Source organism: Okibacterium sp. HSC-33S16 (assembly GCF_024171565.1).
In the GTDB taxonomy this organism is placed as follows: domain Bacteria; phylum Actinomycetota; class Actinomycetes; order Actinomycetales; family Microbacteriaceae; genus Mycetocola_A.
This window is the reverse complement of record NZ_JALJZZ010000005.1, coordinates 1-20,489: the sequence shown is the minus strand read 5'-3', so window position 1 is coordinate 20,489 and position 20,489 is coordinate 1. Positions and strand designations below refer to the sequence as shown.

The 20,489-nt window shown below is 63.6% G+C and carries 17 protein-coding genes; 13 read left to right on the top strand and 4 right to left on the bottom strand.

Translation table 11 applies throughout. From position 1 onward, the window contains the following. Positions 1-5 precede the first annotated feature (5 nt). The 12 genes from araB (at position 6) to L1277_RS11730 (ending at position 15,372) form a co-directional block, all read left to right on the top strand. Positions 6-1,679: a ribulokinase gene (gene araB, locus L1277_RS11785; RefSeq protein ID WP_253376596.1), complete on the top strand. Its 1,674-nt coding sequence runs from the start codon at positions 6-8 to the stop codon at positions 1,677-1,679. Then, the gene (locus L1277_RS11780) at positions 1,676-2,410 is read left to right on the top strand and encodes an L-ribulose-5-phosphate 4-epimerase (protein ID WP_253376594.1); all 735 of its coding nucleotides are present in this window, start codon (positions 1,676-1,678) and stop codon (positions 2,408-2,410) included. The genes araB and L1277_RS11780 overlap by 4 nt, the downstream gene beginning before the upstream one ends. Beyond that, positions 2,403-3,920 carry an L-arabinose isomerase gene (araA, locus tag L1277_RS11775; protein ID WP_253376593.1) on the top strand — a complete coding sequence of 506 codons (1,518 nt, stop codon included), beginning with the start codon at positions 2,403-2,405 and terminating at the stop codon, positions 3,918-3,920. The genes L1277_RS11780 and araA overlap by 8 nt, the downstream gene beginning before the upstream one ends. A gap of 282 nt (positions 3,921-4,202) precedes the next feature. Then, positions 4,203-5,720 carry a multiple monosaccharide ABC transporter ATP-binding protein gene (mmsA, locus tag L1277_RS11770; protein ID WP_253376974.1) on the top strand — a complete coding sequence of 506 codons (1,518 nt, stop codon included), beginning with the start codon at positions 4,203-4,205 and terminating at the stop codon, positions 5,718-5,720. Beyond that, complete coding sequence (gene mmsB, locus L1277_RS11765) at positions 5,717-7,069, top strand: multiple monosaccharide ABC transporter permease (RefSeq protein ID WP_253376592.1); 1,353 nt, start codon at positions 5,717-5,719, stop codon at positions 7,067-7,069. The genes mmsA and mmsB overlap by 4 nt, the downstream gene beginning before the upstream one ends. Before the next feature lie 67 nt (positions 7,070-7,136). Next, a complete protein-coding gene (locus tag L1277_RS11760) occupies positions 7,137-8,234 on the top strand; it encodes a sugar ABC transporter substrate-binding protein (protein WP_305884294.1) in 1,098 nt (365 codons plus the stop codon). A gap of 237 nt (positions 8,235-8,471) precedes the next feature. Further along, positions 8,472-9,455, top strand: a complete 984-nt coding sequence (locus tag L1277_RS11755) for an ABC transporter substrate-binding protein (protein WP_253376591.1) — start codon at positions 8,472-8,474, stop codon at positions 9,453-9,455. Positions 9,456-9,546: 91 nt separating this feature from the next. Next, positions 9,547-11,082, top strand: coding sequence for a sugar ABC transporter ATP-binding protein (locus tag L1277_RS11750; protein ID WP_253376590.1), 1,536 nt, complete (start codon positions 9,547-9,549; stop codon positions 11,080-11,082). Beyond that, positions 11,079-12,116 carry an ABC transporter permease gene (locus tag L1277_RS11745; RefSeq protein WP_253376589.1) on the top strand — a complete coding sequence of 346 codons (1,038 nt, stop codon included), beginning with the start codon at positions 11,079-11,081 and terminating at the stop codon, positions 12,114-12,116. Before L1277_RS11750 ends, L1277_RS11745 begins: the two co-directional genes overlap by 4 nt. Further along, a complete protein-coding gene (yjfF, locus tag L1277_RS11740; RefSeq protein WP_253376588.1) occupies positions 12,113-13,129 on the top strand; it encodes a galactofuranose ABC transporter, permease protein YjfF in 1,017 nt (338 codons plus the stop codon). The genes L1277_RS11745 and yjfF overlap by 4 nt, the downstream gene beginning before the upstream one ends. A gap of 84 nt (positions 13,130-13,213) precedes the next feature. Beyond that, a complete protein-coding gene (locus L1277_RS11735) occupies positions 13,214-14,275 on the top strand; it encodes a LacI family DNA-binding transcriptional regulator (RefSeq protein WP_253376587.1) in 1,062 nt (353 codons plus the stop codon). Then, a complete protein-coding gene (locus tag L1277_RS11730) occupies positions 14,272-15,372 on the top strand; it encodes a glycerate kinase (RefSeq protein WP_253376586.1) in 1,101 nt (366 codons plus the stop codon). The genes L1277_RS11735 and L1277_RS11730 overlap by 4 nt, the downstream gene beginning before the upstream one ends. Before the next feature lie 37 nt (positions 15,373-15,409). Here the strand turns inward: L1277_RS11730 and L1277_RS11725 are convergent, their stop codons facing one another. The 4 genes from L1277_RS11725 to L1277_RS11710 all read right to left on the bottom strand — a co-directional run bounded on the left by L1277_RS11725 (position 15,410) and on the right by L1277_RS11710 (position 19,477). Further along, entirely contained in the window at positions 15,410-16,177 is a 768-nt protein-coding gene (locus L1277_RS11725; RefSeq protein ID WP_253376585.1) for a sugar phosphate isomerase/epimerase, read from the bottom strand. 139 nt (positions 16,178-16,316) lie between these two features. Further along, complete coding sequence (locus L1277_RS11720; RefSeq protein ID WP_253376583.1) at positions 16,317-17,183, bottom strand: sugar phosphate isomerase/epimerase; 867 nt, start codon at positions 17,181-17,183, stop codon at positions 16,317-16,319. Continuing rightward, positions 17,180-18,340, bottom strand: a complete 1,161-nt coding sequence (locus L1277_RS11715) for a dihydrodipicolinate synthase family protein (protein ID WP_253376581.1) — start codon at positions 18,338-18,340, stop codon at positions 17,180-17,182. Before L1277_RS11715 ends, L1277_RS11720 begins: the two co-directional genes overlap by 4 nt. A gap of 12 nt (positions 18,341-18,352) precedes the next feature. After that, positions 18,353-19,477 (bottom strand): Gfo/Idh/MocA family protein, encoded by a 1,125-nt coding sequence (locus L1277_RS11710; protein ID WP_253376972.1) that lies wholly within the window; start codon positions 19,475-19,477, stop codon positions 18,353-18,355. 174 nt (positions 19,478-19,651) lie between these two features. Here L1277_RS11710 and L1277_RS11705 point away from each other — a divergent pair. Further along, a partial coding sequence (locus L1277_RS11705) for a DUF222 domain-containing protein (RefSeq protein WP_253376579.1) occupies positions 19,652-20,489 on the top strand: 838 nt, incomplete at its 3' end.

Genomic DNA, 20,489 nt, shown 5'->3' with positions numbered 1-20,489 from the left:
GCACTGTGACCGAGACCCCCGTTTCCCAGGATAGCTACGTCATCGGCGTTGACTACGGCACGCTGTCCGGTCGCGCCGTTGTGGTGCGCGTCTCCGACGGTGCCGAACTCGGCAGTGCCGTGCTCGAGTACCCGCACGCAGTGATGGACACCACGTTGGCCGCCACCGGTAAGCGGCTCCCACCGGACTGGGCGCTCCAGGTCCCACAGGACTACGTCGACGTGCTGAAGTCCGCTGTCCCTGAAGCGGTCAGGATCGCCGGTATCGATCCGGCCGCCGTCATCGGCATCGGCACCGACTTCACCGCGTGCACCATGGTGCCCACCCTCGCCGATGGCACCCCGCTCAACGAACTTCCCGAGTACGCCGATCGTCCGCACGCCTATGTGAAGCTGTGGAAGCACCACGCCGCACAAGCGCAGGCCGATCGCATCACCGAGCTGGCGGCATCCCGCAATGAAAGCTGGTTGCCCCGGTACGGCGGCCTCATCTCGAGCGAGTGGGAATTCGCGAAGGGCCTGCAGCTTCTCGAGGAGGACCCCGAGCTGTACAACAAGATGGACCACTGGGTCGAAGCGGCTGACTGGATCGTCTGGCAGCTGACCGGTGAGTACGTGCGCAACGCCTGCACGGCCGGCTATAAGGGCATTCTCCAGGACGGCGAATACCCCAGTCGCGACTACCTGGCCGCGCTCAACCCCGACTTCGCCGACTTCGTCGAGACCAAGGTCGAGCACCGCATCGGCCAGCTCGGCGACGCGGCCGGTCGGCTCTCCGCCGAGGCTGCGGAGTGGACCGGACTGCCCGAGGGCATTGCGGTTTCGGTCGGTAACGTCGACGCACACGTGGCCGCACCAGCGGCACGCGGCGTTCAGCCCGGTCAGATGGTCGCCATCATGGGAACATCGACCTGCCACGTCATGAACAGTGACAAGCTTGTCGAGGTCCCCGGCATGTGCGGTGTCGTAGACGGGGGCATCGTCGCGGGACTCTACGGATACGAAGCCGGTCAGTCCGGCGTCGGAGACATCTTCGCCTGGTACGTCAAGAACCAGGTGCCACAGGCCTACTACGAAGCGGCCGAAGAAGCTGACCTCAGCATTCACCAGTACCTCACGAGCCTCATCGAGGACCAGCCCGTCGGAGCCCATGGCCTGGTCGCCCTGGACTGGCACTCCGGGAACCGTTCCGTGCTCGTCGACCACGAACTCTCGGGGGTTGTGCTGGGAACGACGCTGACCACCCGTGCCGAGGAGATCTACCGGGCGCTGTTCGAGGCCACGGCCTTCGGCACGCGCGTCATCGTCGAGACCTTCAACGCCTCCGGCGTTCCGGTCACCGAGTTCATCGTTGCCGGCGGACTGCAGAAGAACCCGTTCCTCATGCAGACCTACTCCAACATCCTGCGGATGCCGATCTCGACGATCGCCAGCGACCAGGGCCCTGCGCTCGGCTCCGCCATCCACGCGGCCGTCGCGGCGGGCGCCTACCCCGACGTCCGCGCGGCAGGCGAAGTCATGGGCAAGCTCAATAAGAACGTCTTCACCCCCGATGAGAAGGCGGCCGAAGCCTATGACCGCCTGTTTGCCGAGTACCGCGAACTGCACGATTACTTCGGTCGTGGCGGCAATGACGTCATGCACCGGTTGCGCCAGTTGAAGAGAGAGGCTCTCGCGTGAGCACCTATTCCCCCGAAATCGAAGTCGCCATCGCCCGGGTAAGGGCCGACGTCGCCAACCTCCACAGCGAACTCGTCCGTTACGGACTTGTCGTCTGGACCGGCGGCAACGTTTCCGGCCGCGTCCCGGGAGCCGACCTGTTCGTGATCAAACCGTCCGGCGTGAGCTACGACGACCTCGCTCCCGAGAACATGATCCTCTGCGACCTCGACGGCACCGTTATTCCGGGCACTCCCGGATCGGACCGATCACCATCGAGCGATACTGCAGCGCATGCATACGTGTACCGGAATATGCCCGAGGTTGGCGGCGTCGTGCACACACACTCGACCTACGCCGTGGCCTGGGCTGCACGCAACGAACCGATCCCGTGTGTCATCACCGCGATGGCAGACGAGTTCGGCGACGAGATTCCGATTGGACCGTTTGCCATCATCGGCGACGACTCGATCGGTCGCGGCATCGTGGAGACCCTCACCGGCCACCGCAGCCGAGCCGTTCTGATGGCCAACCACGGCCCGTTCACCATCGGCAAGGACGCGAAGGACGCCGTGAAGGCCGCCGTCATGGTGGAAGACGTCGCACGTACCGTGCACATCTCCCGCCAGTTGGGCGCCCCGGTTGACATTCCCCAGCCCGCTATCGATTCCCTGTTCGACCGCTACCAGAACGTCTACGGCCAGGCGCCGCAGGGCGCTCTCGCAGACACCCAAGGAGACCTGAATGCCTAAACTCACCACTTCGCTCGACGCCTATGAGGTCTGGTTCCTCACCGGAAGCCAGAACCTCTACGGCGAGGAGACCCTCCAGCAGGTTGCGGACCAGTCGCAGGAAATCGCCCGCGCGCTCGGCGCGGCGTCCGACGTTCCGGTCAAGGTGGTCTGGAAGCCCGTGCTCAAGGACTCGGAATCCATCCGCCGCGCGGCCCTCGACGCCAACTCCGACGACAACGTCATCGGCCTCATCGCCTGGATGCACACGTTCTCGCCGGCCAAGATGTGGATCTCGGGCCTCGACGCCCTGAAGAAGCCACTGCTTCACCTGCACACGCAGGCCAATGTCGAGCTGCCATGGTCGAGCATCGACATGGACTTCATGAACCTCAACCAGGCCGCACACGGCGACCGGGAGTTCGGCTACATCCAGACCCGACTCGGTGTCTCCCGCAAGACCGTTGTCGGCCACGTCTCCAACCCGGCCGTTACCGCACAGGTCGGCACCTGGATGCGCGCCGCTGCCGGTTGGGCCGCCACGCACGAGCTCAAGCTCGCCCGGTTCGGCGACAACATGCGCTACGTCGCGGTTACCGAGGGTGACAAGACCGAAGCTGAGCTCAAGTTCGGCGTTCAGGTCAACACCTGGGGTGTCAATGATTTGGCGGATGCTGTCGCTGCAGCATCAGAGTCAGACATCGATGCGCTTGTGGCTGAGTACGAAGAGCTCTACGACGTCGTGCCCGAACTGCGGAAGGGTGGCGACCGCCACTCCTCGCTCCGCGACGGTGCCGCGATCGAACTCGGACTGCGCTCGTTCCTCGAAGAGGGTGGCTTCGGTGCATTCACTACCTCGTTCGAAGACCTCGGTGCACTCAAGCAGCTGCCCGGCCTCGCCGTGCAGCGGCTCATGGCCGAGGGCTACGGCTTCGGCGCCGAGGGCGACTGGAAGACCGCGATCCTCGTGCGCGCCGCAGCGGTGATGGGCTCCGGCCTGCCCGGTGGCGCCTCGCTCATGGAGGACTACACCTACCACCTCGTTCCCGGTGAGGAGCAGATCCTCGGAGCGCACATGCTCGAGGTCAGCCCGAGCCTGACGGCCACCAAGCCGACGCTCGAGATCCACCCGCTCGGCATCGGTGGCAAGGAAGACCCGGTGCGCCTGGTCTTCACCGCAGACCCCGGTCCGGCCGTGGTGGTAGCGATGAGCGACATGCGTGATCGCTTCCGTTTGGTCGCGAACGTCGTCGACGTCATCGAGCCCGCAGAGGCGCTGCCGAACCTCCCGGTCGGTCGTGCGGTCTGGAAGCCCGAGCCGTCGTTCTCCACCTCGGCTGCCGCCTGGCTGACCGCTGGTGCCGCCCACCACACCGTGATGACCAACGCCGTCGGCGTCGACGTGTTCCGCGACTTCGCGGCCATCGCCGGCACCGAACTGCTCGTCATCGACAACGAAACCACGCTCGACGGTTTCGCCCGTGAGGTGCGCTGGAACAACGCCTATTACCGCCTGGCTCAGGGGTTCTAGGGAATTTTCGTTTCGATACCGATCGAAAACGTCAGAAAGCGGATGCTGCCAGCTGGCAGCATCCGCTTTCTTTATGGGTCGAACAATTGACCTGAGCAAAGGTCACGAAAGGGTCTCGATGCGTTGACGGGGACCCGGACGATGTCGTTTACTCGGAGGCAGTCTTACGGTGGCGTCCCGGATTCCACTCGAATGTGAGCACGACCGCAGGCGCTGAATCGTTCGGCGAGAGCCGGCAGCACAAGGGAGTGTTCAGTGACGGCGAGCCCAACGATCCTCGAGATGCGGTCGATCACCAAGGAATTTCCGGGAGTCAAGGCGCTCTCCGACGTCTCGATTGAGGTGAAGGCCGGGGAGATCCACGCGATCTGTGGCGAGAACGGCGCCGGCAAATCAACGCTGATGAAGGTGCTGTCGGGCGTCTACCCCTACGGCACGTATGCGGGCGACATCATCTACCAGGGCCAGGAGATGCGGTTCAAGGACATCCGGTCGAGCGAGCATGCCGGAATCGTGATCATCCACCAGGAACTCGCATTGATCCCCGAACTGTCGATCACCGAGAACATCTTCCTCGGCAACGAGCCGGGCCGCGGCGGAGTGATCGACTGGGAGGCCGCGAAGACCGAGGCCATTCAGTTGCTCGCACGCGTCGGCCTGAACGATGACCCTGACACTCAGATCAAAAACATCGGTGTCGGCAAGCAGCAGCTCGTTGAGATCGCCAAGGCGCTCAACAAGTCGGTGAAACTGCTCATCCTTGACGAGCCGACGGCGGCGCTTAACGAGGCCGACTCGCAGCACCTGCTTGACCTCATTCGGGGGCTCAAAGGCAAGGGCATCAGCTCGATCATGATCTCGCACAAGCTCAATGAGATTGAGGCCGTCGCCGATTCGATCACGATCATCCGAGACGGAAAGACGATCGAGACGATTGATGTCTCGGCGAACGGTGTCAACGAAGACCGGATCATCCAGGGCATGGTCGGGCGAGTGCTCGAGAACCGATTCCCTGAGCACGAATCCACCATCGGCGAGGTCTTTTTCGAGGTGCGTAACTGGACGGTTCAGCATCCGCTGACGGCCGAACGACTGGTCGTGAAGAACTCCAGCTTCATTGTGCGGCGTGGCGAAGTCGTCGGTTTTGCTGGCCTGATGGGTGCCGGGCGCACCGAATTGGCGATGAGTATCTTTGGTCGGTCATACGGCACCTACCTCTCAGGGCGTGTCTTCAAGGATGGCGAGGAAATCCAGTTGCGCACCGTCAGCGAGGCGATCGAGCACGGGATCGCCTACGTCAGTGAGGACCGCAAGACGCTCGGGCTCAACTTGCTCGACGACATCAAACGCTCGATCGTGTCGGCCAAGCTGTCGAAGATTTCGAAAGCTTCCGTTGTCGACAAAGTCGCGGAACACACCGTCGCTGAGCGGTATCGGAAGAGTCTCCGGATCAAAACACCGACCGTCGATGAGGGCGTGAACAAACTGTCAGGCGGCAACCAGCAAAAGGTTGTTCTGGCGAAGTGGATGTTTACAGATCCCGACCTGCTGATTTTGGACGAGCCCACCCGTGGCATCGATGTCGGTGCCAAAACAGAGATCTACGGCATCATTCGTGATCTCGCCGCCCAGGGCAAAGGGATCATCATGATCTCGTCTGAACTGCCCGAACTCCTTGGCGTCTCCGATCGGATCTACACGATCTTCGAGGGCACCATCACCGCTGACCTGCCAAGTGCCCAAGCGGATCCCGAAACCCTGATGAAAAACATGACGTCAAAGAGGGCAGTGAGTCGATGAGCACTACAACGCAACGTAAGCGGTCGGGAGGCATCCGCGAACTCGGCAAGATGTTCGGCGGTGGGCAGTCGAGCGGTCGGCAGGTCGGCATCCTCGGTGCACTCGTCGTGATCATCGTCATCTTTCAGATCGCGACGGGCGGCCTGACACTGGATCCGACGAACCTCATCAACCTGGTGAACCAGAACGCCTACGTGCTCATCCTCGCCATCGGAATGGTCATGGTGATCATCGCCGGACACATCGACCTTTCGGTGGGTTCGGTCGCCGCGTTCACGGGAATTGTCGTGGCAACGTCGATGAACAGCTGGAATTTGCCCTGGCCACTCGCCATCCTGCTTGGCCTTGTCATCGGGGCCCTGATCGGAGCCTGGCAAGGCTGGTGGGTGGCGTACGTGGGCGTCCCGGCGTTCATCGTCACCCTGGCCGGCATGCTGATCTTCCGCGGCGGTAACCAGTTCATCGGAAACTCCGCAACCGTGCCGGTGCCGGACGCCTTCACTGTGATCGGCGGCGGCTTTCTCCCCGACTTCGGACCCGACTTCGGCTACAGCAATCCGACACTGTTGCTCGGACTTCTTGTTGCCGTCATCGTCGTCATTCAGGAGATTCGGCTTCGGCGCGCCCAGACCAGGATGCAATCAGAGAAGGCACCCCTCTGGGTCAGCGTCGTCAAGGTGCTCATCCTGCTCGGCATCGTTGTGTACGCGACCCTGCTGTTCGCCGGCGGCCGCGTCGGCACAAGTTTCCCCGTCTCGGGCATCATCCTCGGCGTGCTCGTTCTCGCGTACTCCTTTGTCACCCGCAACACCACATACGGTCGACACATTTATGCGGTTGGCGGCAACTGGCACGCGGCCGAACTGTCTGGCGTGAAGATCAAGAGGATCAACTTCTTCGTCATGATGAACATGTCGATCCTGGCCTCCCTGGCGGGAATGATCGCGGTCGCCCGCTCGGTCGCATCGGGCCCTGGTGACGGTGTCGGCTGGGAGCTCGATGCCATCGCCGCAGTCTTCATCGGTGGTGCCGCTGTCTCCGGCGGTATCGGCACGATCGTGGGGTCGATCGTTGGAGGCCTTGTGATCGCCGTCTTGAACAATGGGCTGCAGTTGCTCGGGGTTGGAGTCGACCGTGTGCAGATCATCAAGGGTCTTGTGCTCCTCCTCGCCGTTGGCATCGACGTTTACAGCAAGCGGCAAGGCCGGCCGTCGATTCTTGGGCTGATGAATCGACGCCGCACTGCGTCACCGGGGGACCAGAACGCCACACCCATCGAGCGTCCAGTGGTGGAACCGACCAACAACGCGGAGTCGACGTCCCGCTCACAATCCACTACCCCGAACTGAGTGTCCGGGATAGTCCGAGTGCGCACAGCACCCGACATATCCATCAAGCACAGAGAGAGTGAATTCCATGCGTAGATTCGCACTAGTCGCGTCGGCGATTGTCGTCACCGCGGCCATGGCGCTGACGGGCTGTTCCACCCGCGGCGCCAGTTCAGGTTCAACGGACGAAGCCTCGGGCTTCGCCAAGGATGCGGTTATTGGTGTCGCTTTGCCGGACAAAACCTCCGAGAACTGGGTTCTGGCTGGCAAATTGTTCGAGGATGGCTTGAAGGAGGCTGGCTTCAAGGGAGACGTCCAGTACGCGGCCGCGACGAACACTGTCGCCGACCAGCAGAACCAAATTTCGTCCATGGTCACCAAGGGCGCGAAGGTCATCATCATCGGTGCGAAGGACGGAGGTCAGCTGTCCAGCCAAGTGCAGGCGGCCGCTGATGCGGGCGCGATCGTGATTGCGTACGACCGGTTGATCCTCAACACGAAGAATGTCGATTACTACGTCGCCTACGACAACGAAAAAGTCGGCGAGCTGCAGGGTCAGGCCTTGCTCGACGGTATGGCTGCCAAGAAGCCGGAGGGTCCGTACAACATCGAGCTCTTCTCCGGTTCGTCCGACGACGCGAACTCGGCGGTGTTCTTTGGAGGCGCGATGAAGATCCTGCAGCCGAAGATTGACGACGGCACGCTCAACGTGGTGTCTGGCCAGACCGATATCAAACAAACGGCAACGGCCGGATGGCTCGCGAAAAACGCGCAGGACCGCATGGACACGCTCCTGGCTGGTAACTACAGCGCAGCGGAGCTCGATGGTGTTCTTTCCCCGAACGACAACCTCGCTCGGGCCATCATCACCAGTGTCAAGGCGGCCGGGAAGCCCATTCCGACCGTGACCGGTCAGGACTCCGAAGTGGAGTCGGTGAAGTCGATCATGGCCGGGGAGCAGTACTCGACGATCAACAAGGACACCCGTGCGCTCGTCAAGCAGGCGATCGCCATGGTCCAGCAAGCGCAAAAGGGCGAGAAAGTCGAAACCAACGACGACAAGTCATATGACAACGGCGTCAAGGTTGTTCCGGCATTCCTGCTTCCTCCGGTCATTGTGACGAAGGAGAACGCAGCGGACGCCTATGCAAATGACCCGAACCTCGAGCCGCTGACCCAGCAATAACGGCCAGGCCAACCGTCACATCGACTGGACCGGCGGGAGAGATCTCGCCGGTCCTTTCTGCGCGCATTGACGCGTCGTACTGTGATCGCTCACAATTTGGTAACGGCGGCGTAAATCGCTCTTGCGGTGCCTCAATTGTGAGCGCTAACATTCGAGCCATGACCAGAACGATCTGGTCAACCGGCATCCGACACAGCAGTCGTTCGCGTCGCGCCGGCCGAACAAGGAGGTTTGGTTGTGAAAAAGATTCTTGGCCCGTTGGCCGCTGCGGGAGCACTGCTTCTGGCGCTGACCGGCTGTGCGCAGTCCGGCGGCGGATCGTCAGATGGTCCGAAGGACCCGGCCGACATGATTGTCGGGTTCGCCCAGGTGGGTGCCGAAAGCGGTTGGCGCACCGCCAACACGAAGGACATCCAGGCGGCGTTCAAGGACGCCGGTATCGAACTCAAGTTCTCGGACGCCCAACAGAAGCAGGAGAACCAGATCAAGGCGATCCGGTCGTACATCCAGCAGGGTGTGGACGTTATCGCCTTCTCGCCCGTCATCGAATCCGGCTGGGATGCCGTGTTGAAGGAAGCCAAGGACGCCGAGATCCCGGTCGTGCTGACCGACCGCGCCGTCGACAGTAAGGACGACTCGCTCTACGTCAGCTTCCTCGGCTCGGACTTCATCGAGGAAGGCAAGAAGGCAGGGGAGTGGCTGGTCGAGGAGTACAAGGACTCAACCGATCCGGTCAACATCATCCAGCTTGAAGGCACGACAGGAGCCGCTCCGGCTCTGGACCGCGCCGAGGGTTTCGCCGATGTGATTGCCGCCGATGAAAAGTTCCAGGTCGTCGCATCGCAGACCGGTGACTTCACCCGCGCCGGTGGCAAGCAGGTCACTGAGGCGCTGCTCAAGTCGAACCCCGACGTTGACGTGATCTACGCACACAACGACGACATGGGGCTCGGTGCCATCGAAGCAATCGAAGCCGCTGGCATGAAGCCGGGTGAAGACATCAAGATCGTCACCGTTGACGCAGTGAAGGACGGGATGCAGGCTCTCGCGGACGGCAAGATCAACTTCATCGTCGAGTGCTCGCCCCTCCTGGGAGCGCAGCTCGTCGAGATCGTGGAGAAGGTCGTCGCCGGTGAGGACGTTGAGAAGCGCATCATCACCGAAGAGACCACCTTCACCCAGGAGCAGGCTATCGAAGCCCTGCCCGACCGCAAGTACTAAGCACCGCTCCTCTCGAGTCGGGACCGGGCCACGTCGCCCGGTCCCGACTCGCCGCATCACCTTCCCACCCCTCACCGCAGAGAGCAGGGTCATGACCGAGTCGCAGCCAGCCGTCAGCATGGAGAACATCTCCATCGAGTTCCCGGGGGTGAAAGCTCTCGACGGCGTCAGTTTCCGGATGTTCCCCGGTGAGGTCCACTCCCTCCTCGGAGAAAACGGCGCAGGCAAGTCCACGCTGATCAAGGCGCTCACCGGGGTGTACCGCATCGACAGCGGCGTCATCACCCTCGCGGGTGAGGAGGTGTCGTTCCACAGCACGGCTGAGGCTCAGGCCGCCGGGGTGTCAACTGTGTACCAGGAGGTCAACCTCCTCACCAACCTCACCGTCGCCGAGAACATCATGCTCGGCCGTGAGCCGCGCCGGTTCGGCTTCATAGACTGGCGCGCGACCCGTGCCCGCGCCGCGGAACTGCTCGCAAAGCTGCACCTCGACATCGATCCAAACTCGCGGCTGGGGTCACACTCCCTCGCCGTCCAACAGCTCGTCGCCATCGCGCGCGCAACCGACATTCACGCCCGCGTCCTCATTCTTGACGAGCCGACATCGAGCCTCGATGCCGATGAAGTGCAGGAGCTCTTCCGCATCATCCGCGAGCTCAAGGCTGACGGCGTCGCCATCCTCTTCGTCTCCCACTTCCTCGACCAGGTCTACGACATTTCCGACCGGCTCACCGTCCTCCGCAACGGCAAACTCGTCGGCGAATACCTCACCGACGAGTTGCTCCGCATTGAACTGGTGCAGAAGATGATCGGCAAGGAACTGACGGTTCTCGAAGACCTCGAACGCAAGACCAAGCAGCAGACGGTCGACGAGCATGAGCTCACCCCGTACGTCCGCGCCATCGGCCTCGGTCGAAAGGGCTCCATCGAGCCGCTCGACCTCGACGTCTACGAAGGCGAAGTGGTCGGGCTGGCCGGCCTGCTCGGTTCCGGTCGAACCGAACTGGCCCGCATCCTGTCTGGCGTCGATCGAGCGGATGCCGGTTCTCTCGAAATCGATGGAGAGGCCAAGCGCATTCGGACCCCACGCCAGTCGATCCGTGACCGCATCATCTACTCGAGTGAGAACAGGCGCGAAGAAGGAATTGTCGACGAACTGACCGTTCGGGACAACATCGTGCTTGCGCTGCAGGCGGATCGCGGCTGGTTCCGTCCGATCCCGAAGAAACGGCAGGACGAACTCGCCGAGAGTTACATCCAGGCGCTGAACATTCGACCCGCAAACCCGGATGCCCTGCTCAAGAACCTGTCCGGCGGAAACCAGCAAAAGGTGCTGCTTGCTCGCTGGCTGGCGATCGCGCCGCGGTTGCTGATCCTCGATGAACCGACCCGCGGCATCGACGTCGGTGCCAAGGCGGAGATCCAGAAACTCGTGTCCAACCTCGCCGAGAACGGGATGAGCGTGCTCTACATCTCGGCCGAACTCGAGGAAGTTCTTCGGCTCAGCCACCGCATCGCTGTGATGCGCGACCGCCGCATGGTCGCCGACATCGAGAACGACGACCTGACCTCAGACACCCTGCTGGCCATCATCGCCGATGGCGCTACGACGGAGGCCGTCGCATGAACCTGAACACAGTTATGGCGCATCGCCTGTTCTGGCCGGTGGTCATGCTTCTCGTGCTGCTGATCATCAACCTGCTCGCTTTTCCGGGGTTCTTCTCCATCCAGGTTCGTGACGGCCACCTGTTCGGCAGCCTCATCGACATCCTTCGGAACGGGTCACCGACACTGATGATCGCGGTGGGTATGACCCTCGTGATCGCCACTCGCGGCATCGACCTCTCCGTCGGCGCTATCTGCGCCATCTCGGGAGCGGTCGCGTGCTCGATCATCCTCGGCTCAAGCGACCCGGGCAGCCCCGCAACCGTCGCGGTCGCCGTCGGGGTGTCCCTGCTCATCTCGCTTGTGCTTGGTGTCTGGAACGGGTTCCTCGTCGCGGTGCTCGGGATCCAGCCGATCATCGCCACCCTGATCCTCATGACGGCCGGTCGCGGTGTGGCCATGCTCATCACCGAGGGGCAGATCCTTACGGTCAACAGCCCGCCGTTCAAGGCGATCGGGTCCGGCTTCTTCCTCGGCCTGCCGATCTCGGTGCTCATCGCAGCCGTGATCTTCGTGTTCGCGCTCGTGCTCACCCGCCGAACGGCGCTCGGTCTCATGATCGAAGCGGTCGGCATCAACCCTGAGGCCTCTCGTCTCGCCGGTGTGCGCGCCCGCGGACTGCTCATCACGGTCTACGTTTTCACGGCGGTTTGCGCTGCTATTGCCGGCCTCGTGCTGACGAGCAACCAGACGGCGGCCGACGCCAACAACACGGGACTGTTCATCGAACTCGACGCGATCCTGGCCGTGGTCATCGGTGGAACCTCGCTCGCTGGGGGACGATACTCGCTGCTCGGCACCCTCATCGGTGCTCTCGTCATCCAGACCCTGGTCACCACGGTCTACACCGTCGGCATCCCGCCGATCGCCACCATGGTGTTCAAGGCCGCCGTGGTCACCGCGGTCTGCCTGCTGCAGTCGCCACGCACCACCGAGCTCATCGAATCGGCGAGACGCCGACAAGCCCACCGTCGAGCGAAGGCGGTGACGGCATGACCGCGACAGTTGTCACCCCATCATCACCGATCGCCACGGCCGCCGGTCGGGCACGGGACTGGCTCACCAACCCCAAATACGGCCCGGTGATCGTGACGGCTGTGCTGCTCGTCGGCATGTTCGTCGTCGGCGCCTCGCGCTACCGCGGCTTCACCAATCCGCAGGTGATCGCGAACCTCTTCATCGACAACGCCTACCTCATCGTTCTTGCGGTCGGCATGACCTTCGTCATCCTCACTGGAGGCATCGACCTCTCGGTCGGGGCTGTCCTGGCCATGTCGACCATGATCGCGGCCAGCCTGCTGCAGGCCGGGTGGCCCCCGGCGATCATCATTCCGCTCATTCTCGTGGCCACGTCGCTCCTCGGCCTCGCGGTTGGCTTGATGATCCACTACTTCCAGATCCAACCATTCATAGCGACACTCGCCGCCATGTTCCTCGCCCGTGGACTCTGCTATGTCATCAGCAAGACGACGATCTCGATCACCGATCCGGTCTTCATCGCCCTCGCCCAGACGCGCATTCCGCTCGCACCGCGATTGAGCATCACGCCCAGTGTGATCCTCGCCATCGGCCTCGTGATCGTCGCCGTTGTGGTCCTGCATTATTCACGCTTGGGACGCACGGTTTATGCGATTGGCGGCAGCGAAGCATCCGGTGTGCTGATGGGTCTGCCGGTCGCGCGCACCAAGGTCCTGGTCTACGTGATCAGCGGATTCTGTTCGGGCCTTGCCGGGGTGCTCTACAGCTTCTACACGCTGTCGGGGTACGCACTGACCGCGATCGGAACCGAACTCGACGCCATTGCGGCCGTCGTGATCGGCGGAACCCTGCTCGCCGGTGGCTACGGCTTTGTGCTCGGCTCGGTGCTCGGGGTGCTTGTGCTCGGAACGATCCAGACGCTCATCACCTTCGACGGCAACCTCACCTCGTGGTGGACCCGCATCTTCATCGGTGCGCTTCTGCTCGTGTTCATCGTCCTCCAGAAGGTGCTGACCGCGAGACGAACGTGACGAGCGGGTGGTTCGACCGGCGTTCGGCGAACGAGATAATCGAATGAACGGGCGAGAGTCGCCAGGCGGGAGTGGACGCAGGTGGTGACGAACGAGGATGAGAAAGCCCGCGTTGCCAATATCTTCGACGTCGCCCGGCTCGCCGGGGTCAGCCACCAGACCGTCTCGCGGGTACTCAACGATCTGCCGAACGTGCGCCCGGCCACTCGCGAGCGGGTCGAGAAGGCGATCAAGCAACTGCGCTACACGCCGTCGCAGGCCGCGCGTGCGCTGGTCACCCGGCGCTCGCGCACGATTGGGCTGATCACGACGGGCGGCCCGGACTTCGGTCCGTCGTCGACAGCGCTGCACTTCAACGACGCGGCACGAGATGCCCGCTACGCCGTGAGTATGGCGAGCATGCTCGACTCTGATCCGGCGTCGCTGCGGGCCGCCGTCGAACTGCTGCTTCGGCAAAACGTCGAGGCCATCGTGCTCATCGCCGCACACGCGGGTGCGCTCGAGGCCATCCTCAGCATCGAGCTCGGGGTTCCGCTCGTCGCGGTCGACGCGGGCGGGCGCCCCGGAGTGCACAGCGTCTCGCTGGACCAGTATGCCGGTGCCCGGGCGGCTGTCGACCACCTGATCAGCCTCGGCCACACCCAGATCCGGCACATTGCCGGTCCGCTCGATTCGACCGATGCGACCGAGCGCGTGCGCGGCTGGCGTGACTCGCTCGCGGCCGCCGGGCTCGTTGCTCGAGAGCACCTCATCGGTGACTGGACGCCGGCGAGCGGATTCCGGCACGGCCAGGCGCTCGCCGCCGACGCGGAGATGACCGCCGTCTTCGTGGGCAACGACCAGATGTCGCTCGGCGTCATCCACGCCCTCAGCCAGGCCGGCCGCGACGTGCCCGGCGATGTGAGCGTTGTCGGCTTCGACGACATTCCCGAAGCCGAGCACTTTGCCCCGCCCCTGACCACCATCCGGCAGGACTTTAACGGCCTCGGCCGCGACATCATGACCGAGCTGCTCGCCGTGCTGCGTGATGAGGAGGCCGCCGACCTGCCCCGCATCGTCCCGTCCCTCGTGATTCGTGAATCGGCGGCGCCCCCCGCTGTCACACGCACACCGATTCCACGACTCTCTGGCACAGTGGAGGTATGACCCGCCACACCGTTGTGATCGCGCCCGATTCGTTCAAAGGCACCGCAACGGCTATCGAGGTGACCGATGCGCTCGCTGAAGGGTGGGCATCCGTTCGTCCTCACGATTCAATCGTGCGGATGCCACTCGCTGACGGTGGCGAGGGAACCCTCGATGCGTTCACTATTGCCGTTCCCGGTGCGATCCGGGTGCCGGTGACCGCCACGGGACCTGATGACCGTCCCGTTGAGGCAAGCTGGGTGCTGCTCCCCGACAACTCAGCGGTAATCGAGCTTGCCGAGGCCAGTGGCATCACCCTGCTGGATCCGCTCCGACCACTCGACGCGCACACGGTCGGTTTCGGGCAGGCCATCAGTGCGGCGCTCGACGCCGGAGTGGAGCGCCTCTACCTGGCGATCGGTGGCAGCTCGTCGACCGATGGCGGTGTTGGGGCGTTGACCGCGCTTGGCGGCCGGTTTCTCGATGGCAACGGTGCACCGATCGCGAACGGCGGGAGGGGGCTCGCCGCGCTCGCGTCGGTCGACCTGTCTGGACTTCGTGCGTTGCCGCCGGGTGGGGCACACATCCTCAGTGACGTGACATCGCCGCTTCTCGGTGTGACCGGAGCGTCGGCAGTGTTCGGACCGCAAAAGGGCGCGACGGCCGCCGACGTTCGAGTGCTCGATGCCGGGCTGGCCCGACTAGCCGAACTCCTGCCCACCGACCCCGCCACGCCGGGTGCCGGCGCGGCAGGGGGAACCGGATTCGGCCTGTTGGCGTGGGGAGCGACAATCGCGGCCGGCGCAGATGCGGTGGGTGAGGTGGTGCACGCGGCGGACGCCGTGGCATCCGCTTCGATTGTGATTACCGGTGAGGGACGCTTCGATGGGCAGTCGGAGGCCGGCAAGGTCCCGACCTATGTGCGCGGGCTTGCGGCGAGCGGGTCGGCCGAGTCGATGCTGGTGGCCGGGGCGATCACCGCAGAACCGGTCGGGTTCGCGGCGGCGGTGTCACTCAGTGATCTCGCGGGCAGCCCCGCGGCGGCGATGGGCGACACGCTTCGCTGGGTGCGCGAGGCTGGCGCGACGCTCGCGTCGACGGTCGACTCGCCGCGCTGAGGAAACTGAAAAATCTCACCGGCAGCCCCCGGCACGCTCAGGCCAGCCAGGACCTCAGGCTCGCCGCCTCACCGGCAAGAACGGCCGGATCGTCGTCGGGGACGAACTCGATGAGGGCGTCGGTGACTCCGGGCAGGGCGGCGGCGAAGGAGAGAGCCCGGGTCCATAACGCCTCGCGGCTGGCGAGCGGCTGGCGCTCGTTGGTGGGCCACCAGGAGAAGACGTGCACTGATGACACCCACGGAGCGAGCTGGGACAGGTCAGCCAGCGCCTGATCATCGTCGGCTCCGACGCTCGGTTGCCAATAGCATGACACGTTTGTGGCGGTGATGCCGGTGAGCAGCTCGAGGGCGGACTCGGCGGTGTCGGTCAGAGTGCCGCTATGAAACTCCAGGGCCAGTTCGATGCCGTACTCGGCAGCGTGCAGTGCAGCGTTATCAAGCGACGAGCTGACCTCACCGCGGTCGCTGGCCGAAGCATCCGCTGATCCTTTCTCACCGGCCCAGACGCGAATGCGTGGTGCTCCCAGGGCAGCAGCGGAGGAGAGGACAGCGGGGAAGTCGCCGACGGCGTCGCAGCGATAGTACGAGCCGAGCGAGGCAACGTCGAGGCCGGCAGCGCGGGTGCGTTCGCCGACGGACCGGGCCGTGTCGATGTCGCCGGGTGGAACGTGAACGTCGCCGCCCCACTCGATCGATGAGAGTCCAGCGTCGGAGGTGAGCTCGATGATCTCGTCGACGCTCAGTTCACGAAAGGTGACCGAGCAGAGGCCCGCTCGGATGGACGGGGTGGGGCGGGTTCTCATGTCAGTCCTTTCGGCGGTGAAAGCTGCTGACGAGCGTACCCCGTGCCTGCCGCGGCGGCGGTGCCCCTGGCTGTGCCTGTGGATCGGCTTCTGCCGGGAACCGCTGGCGGGGCCACCCCACCCCGCCAGCGAAGACGCGTCAGCGGGCCGAAACCGACACGTCCACCGGCTCCAGGTGCGGCGCGACCACGGCGTCGAACGCTTCCGCGGTGCGACGCGCGACGTCGGGCCAGGCCGAGTCCCAGATCGCCTGGTTGAAGATCTCAACCTCGATGTCGCCGGTGTATCCGGTGGCCATAACCGCATCGGTAAGCGATGCGAAGTCGATGACCCCGTCGCCCGGGTAGTGACGGGACAGCAGTGCGTCGGCCGCGATCGGCGTGGCCCAATCGCAGACCTGGTACGACGCGATGCGTCCGGTCGACCCGGCGCGGGCGATCTGTTCGAGCACCTGCGGGTCCCACCAGACGTGGAAGGTATCGACGACGACACCGACGGCTTCAGGGTCGAACTGCTCGGCGATGTCGAGGGCCTGGCCGAGAGTGGAGATCACCGCTCGATCGGACGCGTACATCGGGTGGAGGGCTTCGATGGCCAACGTGACGCCCGCTTCGCGGGCGTATTCGGAAAGTTCGCCGATGGCATCCGACACTAAAGATCGTGCACCGATCAAGTCGCGAGATCCGCCGACAAGGCCACCGGCGACGAGCACGAGGGTGGGGGCGCCGACGGCGGCCGTCTCGTCAATGGCGCGGCGGTTGTCGTCGATGGCGGCGCGGCGATCCGGTCCTTCGGGCAGGGTAAAGAACCCGCCGCGGCACATGCTTGACACCCGGAGACCCGAGCCGTCGACCATTTTCACGGCTTCGGCCAGGCCGACCTCCTGCACGGGTTCACGCCAGAGTCCGATGCTGGAGTACCCGGCGTCTGCGGTGACACGGAGGGCGTCGTCGAGGGGCGCGTACTTGATGGTCGCCTGGTTGAGCGAGAGGCGGGGGTGTGTCATACGTCGATTCCGTTCAGGGTGAGCAGGCTGTGCCAGCGTGCCGAGGCGAGCTCCGGCCGTTCGAGAGCGCCGGCATCGTTGGCGAGCCGGAGAATCTCGGACAGGTGTGGAAGGCTGCGGGCTGAGTGCAGTCCGCCGACCATGCTGAACGCTTTCTGGTGGCCGTTGAGCCACGACATAAAGGCGACACCGGTCTTGTAGTAGAAGGTGGGTGCCGCGAAAATCTGCCGAGACACCGCTTCGGTGGGTCCGAGGATGCGGGTGTACTCGTCGGGGTTGCCCGCGTCGAGTGCCTGGATCGCGGCGGATGCGCTGGGTGCGAGCGCGGCGAAGGCACCGAGAAGGGCATCCGAGTAGCCGACCTCGTCGCCGGCGATGAGCCCGACGTAGTTGAAGTCGTCACCGGTGAACATCGTGGTTGATCCGGGGAGGCGTCGGCGAACCGATACTTCACTCGTTGCGTCGAGGAGGCTCATCTTGATGCCGCGAATCTTGTCGGCGTTCTCGGTCATGATCTCGATCACCGTTGCGCTTGACGCATCAAAATCCGCCGAACCGAAGTACGTCTCGAGGCTCGGGTCGAATGCCTTCCCGAGCCAGTGCAGCGTGACCGGGGTGGTGGCTGCTGAGAGGACTTCCCGGTACACACGCACGTAGTCATCGGGACTTGTCGCAGCTCTCGCCAGGTGCCGGCTGGCCATCAGAACGACGCCAGCGCCAGCATCCTCGGTGAAATGAAGTTGCTCTTTGTAGGCATCGATCACCGCGTCGATCGAGATGTTCTCGTCGTCGACGTGGTCGGTGTTGACACCGACCACGAGTTGCCCATTCACGGAGCGTGCTTCTGCCGCGCTGCGGGAGATGAGCTCTCGTGTGGCGGCGGCGTCGAGACCCATATTGCGCTGGGCGGTATCCATCGCGTCGGCGACACCGAGGCCCCACGACCACACGTGGTGGCGGAACGCCAGGGTGGCGTCCCAGTCGATGTCAGCAGGTTGCCCGGGAGTGTTGTCGGCGAACGGCTTCGGCACGACATGGGCCGCCGCGTACGCCACTCGAGAGGTGAGCGGCGACCGCGGCTTGGCGTACCCCGGTGCCGGGGTGAGCTCGGTGTAGCGAACGCTCCCGTCCGGTGCGAGGAGAGCGAGGTCGGTCATGGTGTCCAGTCCTTACAGCTGTACGACGGGCAGGTCGATGCGCGCGCCGGTTTCGGAGCTCTTGAGCCCCTGCTCGGCGAGCTGCACACCGCTGGCGCCGGCCAGGAAGTCGAATGTGTGCGGCGCATCGTCGACGACGTGCAGGATGAACTGCTCCCACTGCGTCTTGAAGCCGTTCTCGAACACGTCGTTGGTCGGCACCTCGAGCCAGTCGGCGTCGTAGTTGTGGGTTTCGGCGAGGTCGGGGTTCCAGACCGGCTTGGGGGTGCCGTTGCGGGGCTGGATCTTGCAGCCAAAGAGCCCGACTACTGCGCTGCCGTGGGTGCCATCAACCTGGAACTCAACGAGCTCGTCACGGTTGACGCGGACGGTCCAACTCGAGTTCAGCTGGGCGACGATGCCGCCCTCAAGCTCAAACACGGCGTAAGCCGCGTCGTCAGCCGTTGCCGCGTACTCGTTGCCCTGCTCGTCGACCCGAGTCGGGATGTGGGTGGTCGCCTTGGCGTAAACACTCTCGACACGACCGAAGAGGTTCTCCAGCACGTAGTTCCAGTGCGGGAACATGTCGACAATAATTCCGCCGCCGTCTTCCTTGCGGTAGTTCCAGCTCGGGCGCTGGGCGTCCTGCCAGTCGCCCTCGAAGACCCAGTAGCCGAATTCGCCACGTACCGAGAGGATTCGGCCAAAGAATCCGGAGTCGATCAACCGCTTCAGTTTCTGCAGGCCAGGCAGGTACAGCTTGTCGTGCACGACGCCGTTCTTCACCCCTGCCTCGGTTGCCAGTCGCGCGAGTTCGAGCGCTTCCTCGAAGCTCTCAGCGGTGGGCTTCTCCGTGTAGATCGCCTTTCCCGCCGCAATCGCCTTTTTGATAGCGGATGCGCGCGCTTGCGTCACGAGGAAGTCAGCGTAGATCTGCCACCGGTCATCAGCGAGGGCCTCATCGAGGTTCGTGGTGTAGTGCTCGATGTTGTGCTTCGCGGCCAGTTCCTTGAGCTTCTGTTCGCTGCGTCCGACGAGAATTGGCTCCACCTGAACGCGGGTTCCGTCGGCGCGGAGCACCCCGCCCTGTTCGCGGATCGCGAGGATGGAGCGCAGCAGATGCTGGCGGTATCCCATGCGTCCGGAGACGCCGTTCATGATGATTCCGATGGTCGACTCTGACACGTTGTCTCTTCCTGATCGAGAAATGATGGACTCCAGCGACGAGGCCGGAAAGCGTTTACCCGAGCATAGGACAGAATTCCGTTCTGCGCCACCACGTGCAGTTTTCAGCTCTGTCGATCTGTCTGAGCCGCACCCTTCAAGTCGAAGATGTATACGATGGCGTTTCTCCACAGAGCCATCATGATTAGAACGGATGTCGGGGGTGCGGTATTGAATAAAGGTATGGAAAACGACGATGAAGTCGGAGCCCCCGACGACGAATTTACTGATCCACCTGACAGCGTTCGACCGCGATCGATCCCAGAGCTGCCGGTCGGACAGGACCCTCCGCCGACTGTGTACGCGCGCATTGCTGACACCTGCAGCAGGTTGCTCGATGCGGTTGCTGAGGTGGAGAGGCTGGAGGCGACGCAGGCGACGCAGGCGGCGTGGAAGGCGGAGTTCGTTGACCGGGCCTGCACTCTTGCGCTGGTGAACGAGGAAGGAGTGATCGCGGGATCGAAGGATGTGTTGCAGCGTCGGGATATGGCGTTACGGTGCTTCATTTCGGAGTTAGCGTGCGCGTTACGAACCCCGGAACGCACCGCCAGCACCCTGGTGGAGGAGAGTCGGGTGTTGGTGCACCGGTTGCCGTTGACATTGAACGCGTTACGGACAGGGGAAATCAGTTACCGGCACGCCCAACAACTCGTCGACCAAATCAGCACTCTGACTGACGAGGCGGCGGCGGAGTTGGAACGGCGGGTGTTGTCGTTCGCGACAACGATGACGGTGGCGCAGTTCCGGCAGAAAACCCGGATCATGCGTGAGCGACTGATCCCGGAGTCCGCGGTTCAGCGGTGTGTGAAGTCAGTGCGTGATCGTCGGGTGGAGATCATTCCCGCTCCCGAGAGGGTGTCAGATTGTTTGTGTAAGGGGTGGCGGGGGGCTCTGAAGGGAACAGACACTGATGTCTATGACAGACGACAGGAACGTGTCGCCGCAG

What these genes read in the sequence shown, in the direction of transcription:
- araA (WP_253376593.1), top strand. Translation starts at nt 2,403, where the DNA reads ATGCCTAAACTCACCACTTCGCTCGACGCCTATGAGGTCTGGTTCCTC.
- mmsA (WP_253376974.1), top strand. Translation starts at nt 4,203, where the DNA reads ATGCGGTCGATCACCAAGGAATTTCCGGGAGTCAAGGCGCTCTCCGAC.
- mmsB (WP_253376592.1), top strand. Translation starts at nt 5,717, where the DNA reads ATGAGCACTACAACGCAACGTAAGCGGTCGGGAGGCATCCGCGAACTC.
- L1277_RS11760 (WP_305884294.1), top strand. Translation starts at nt 7,137, where the DNA reads ATGCGTAGATTCGCACTAGTCGCGTCGGCGATTGTCGTCACCGCGGCC.
- L1277_RS11750 (WP_253376590.1), top strand. Translation starts at nt 9,547, where the DNA reads ATGACCGAGTCGCAGCCAGCCGTCAGCATGGAGAACATCTCCATCGAG.
- L1277_RS11745 (WP_253376589.1), top strand. Translation starts at nt 11,079, where the DNA reads ATGAACCTGAACACAGTTATGGCGCATCGCCTGTTCTGGCCGGTGGTC.
- yjfF (WP_253376588.1), top strand. Translation starts at nt 12,113, where the DNA reads ATGACCGCGACAGTTGTCACCCCATCATCACCGATCGCCACGGCCGCC.
- L1277_RS11730 (WP_253376586.1), top strand. Translation starts at nt 14,272, where the DNA reads ATGACCCGCCACACCGTTGTGATCGCGCCCGATTCGTTCAAAGGCACC.
- L1277_RS11725 (WP_253376585.1), bottom strand. Translation starts at nt 16,177, where the DNA reads ATGAGAACCCGCCCCACCCCGTCCATCCGAGCGGGCCTCTGCTCGGTC.
- L1277_RS11720 (WP_253376583.1), bottom strand. Translation starts at nt 17,183, where the DNA reads ATGACACACCCCCGCCTCTCGCTCAACCAGGCGACCATCAAGTACGCG.
- L1277_RS11715 (WP_253376581.1), bottom strand. Translation starts at nt 18,340, where the DNA reads ATGACCGACCTCGCTCTCCTCGCACCGGACGGGAGCGTTCGCTACACC.
- L1277_RS11710 (WP_253376972.1), bottom strand. Translation starts at nt 19,477, where the DNA reads ATGAACGGCGTCTCCGGACGCATGGGATACCGCCAGCATCTGCTGCGC.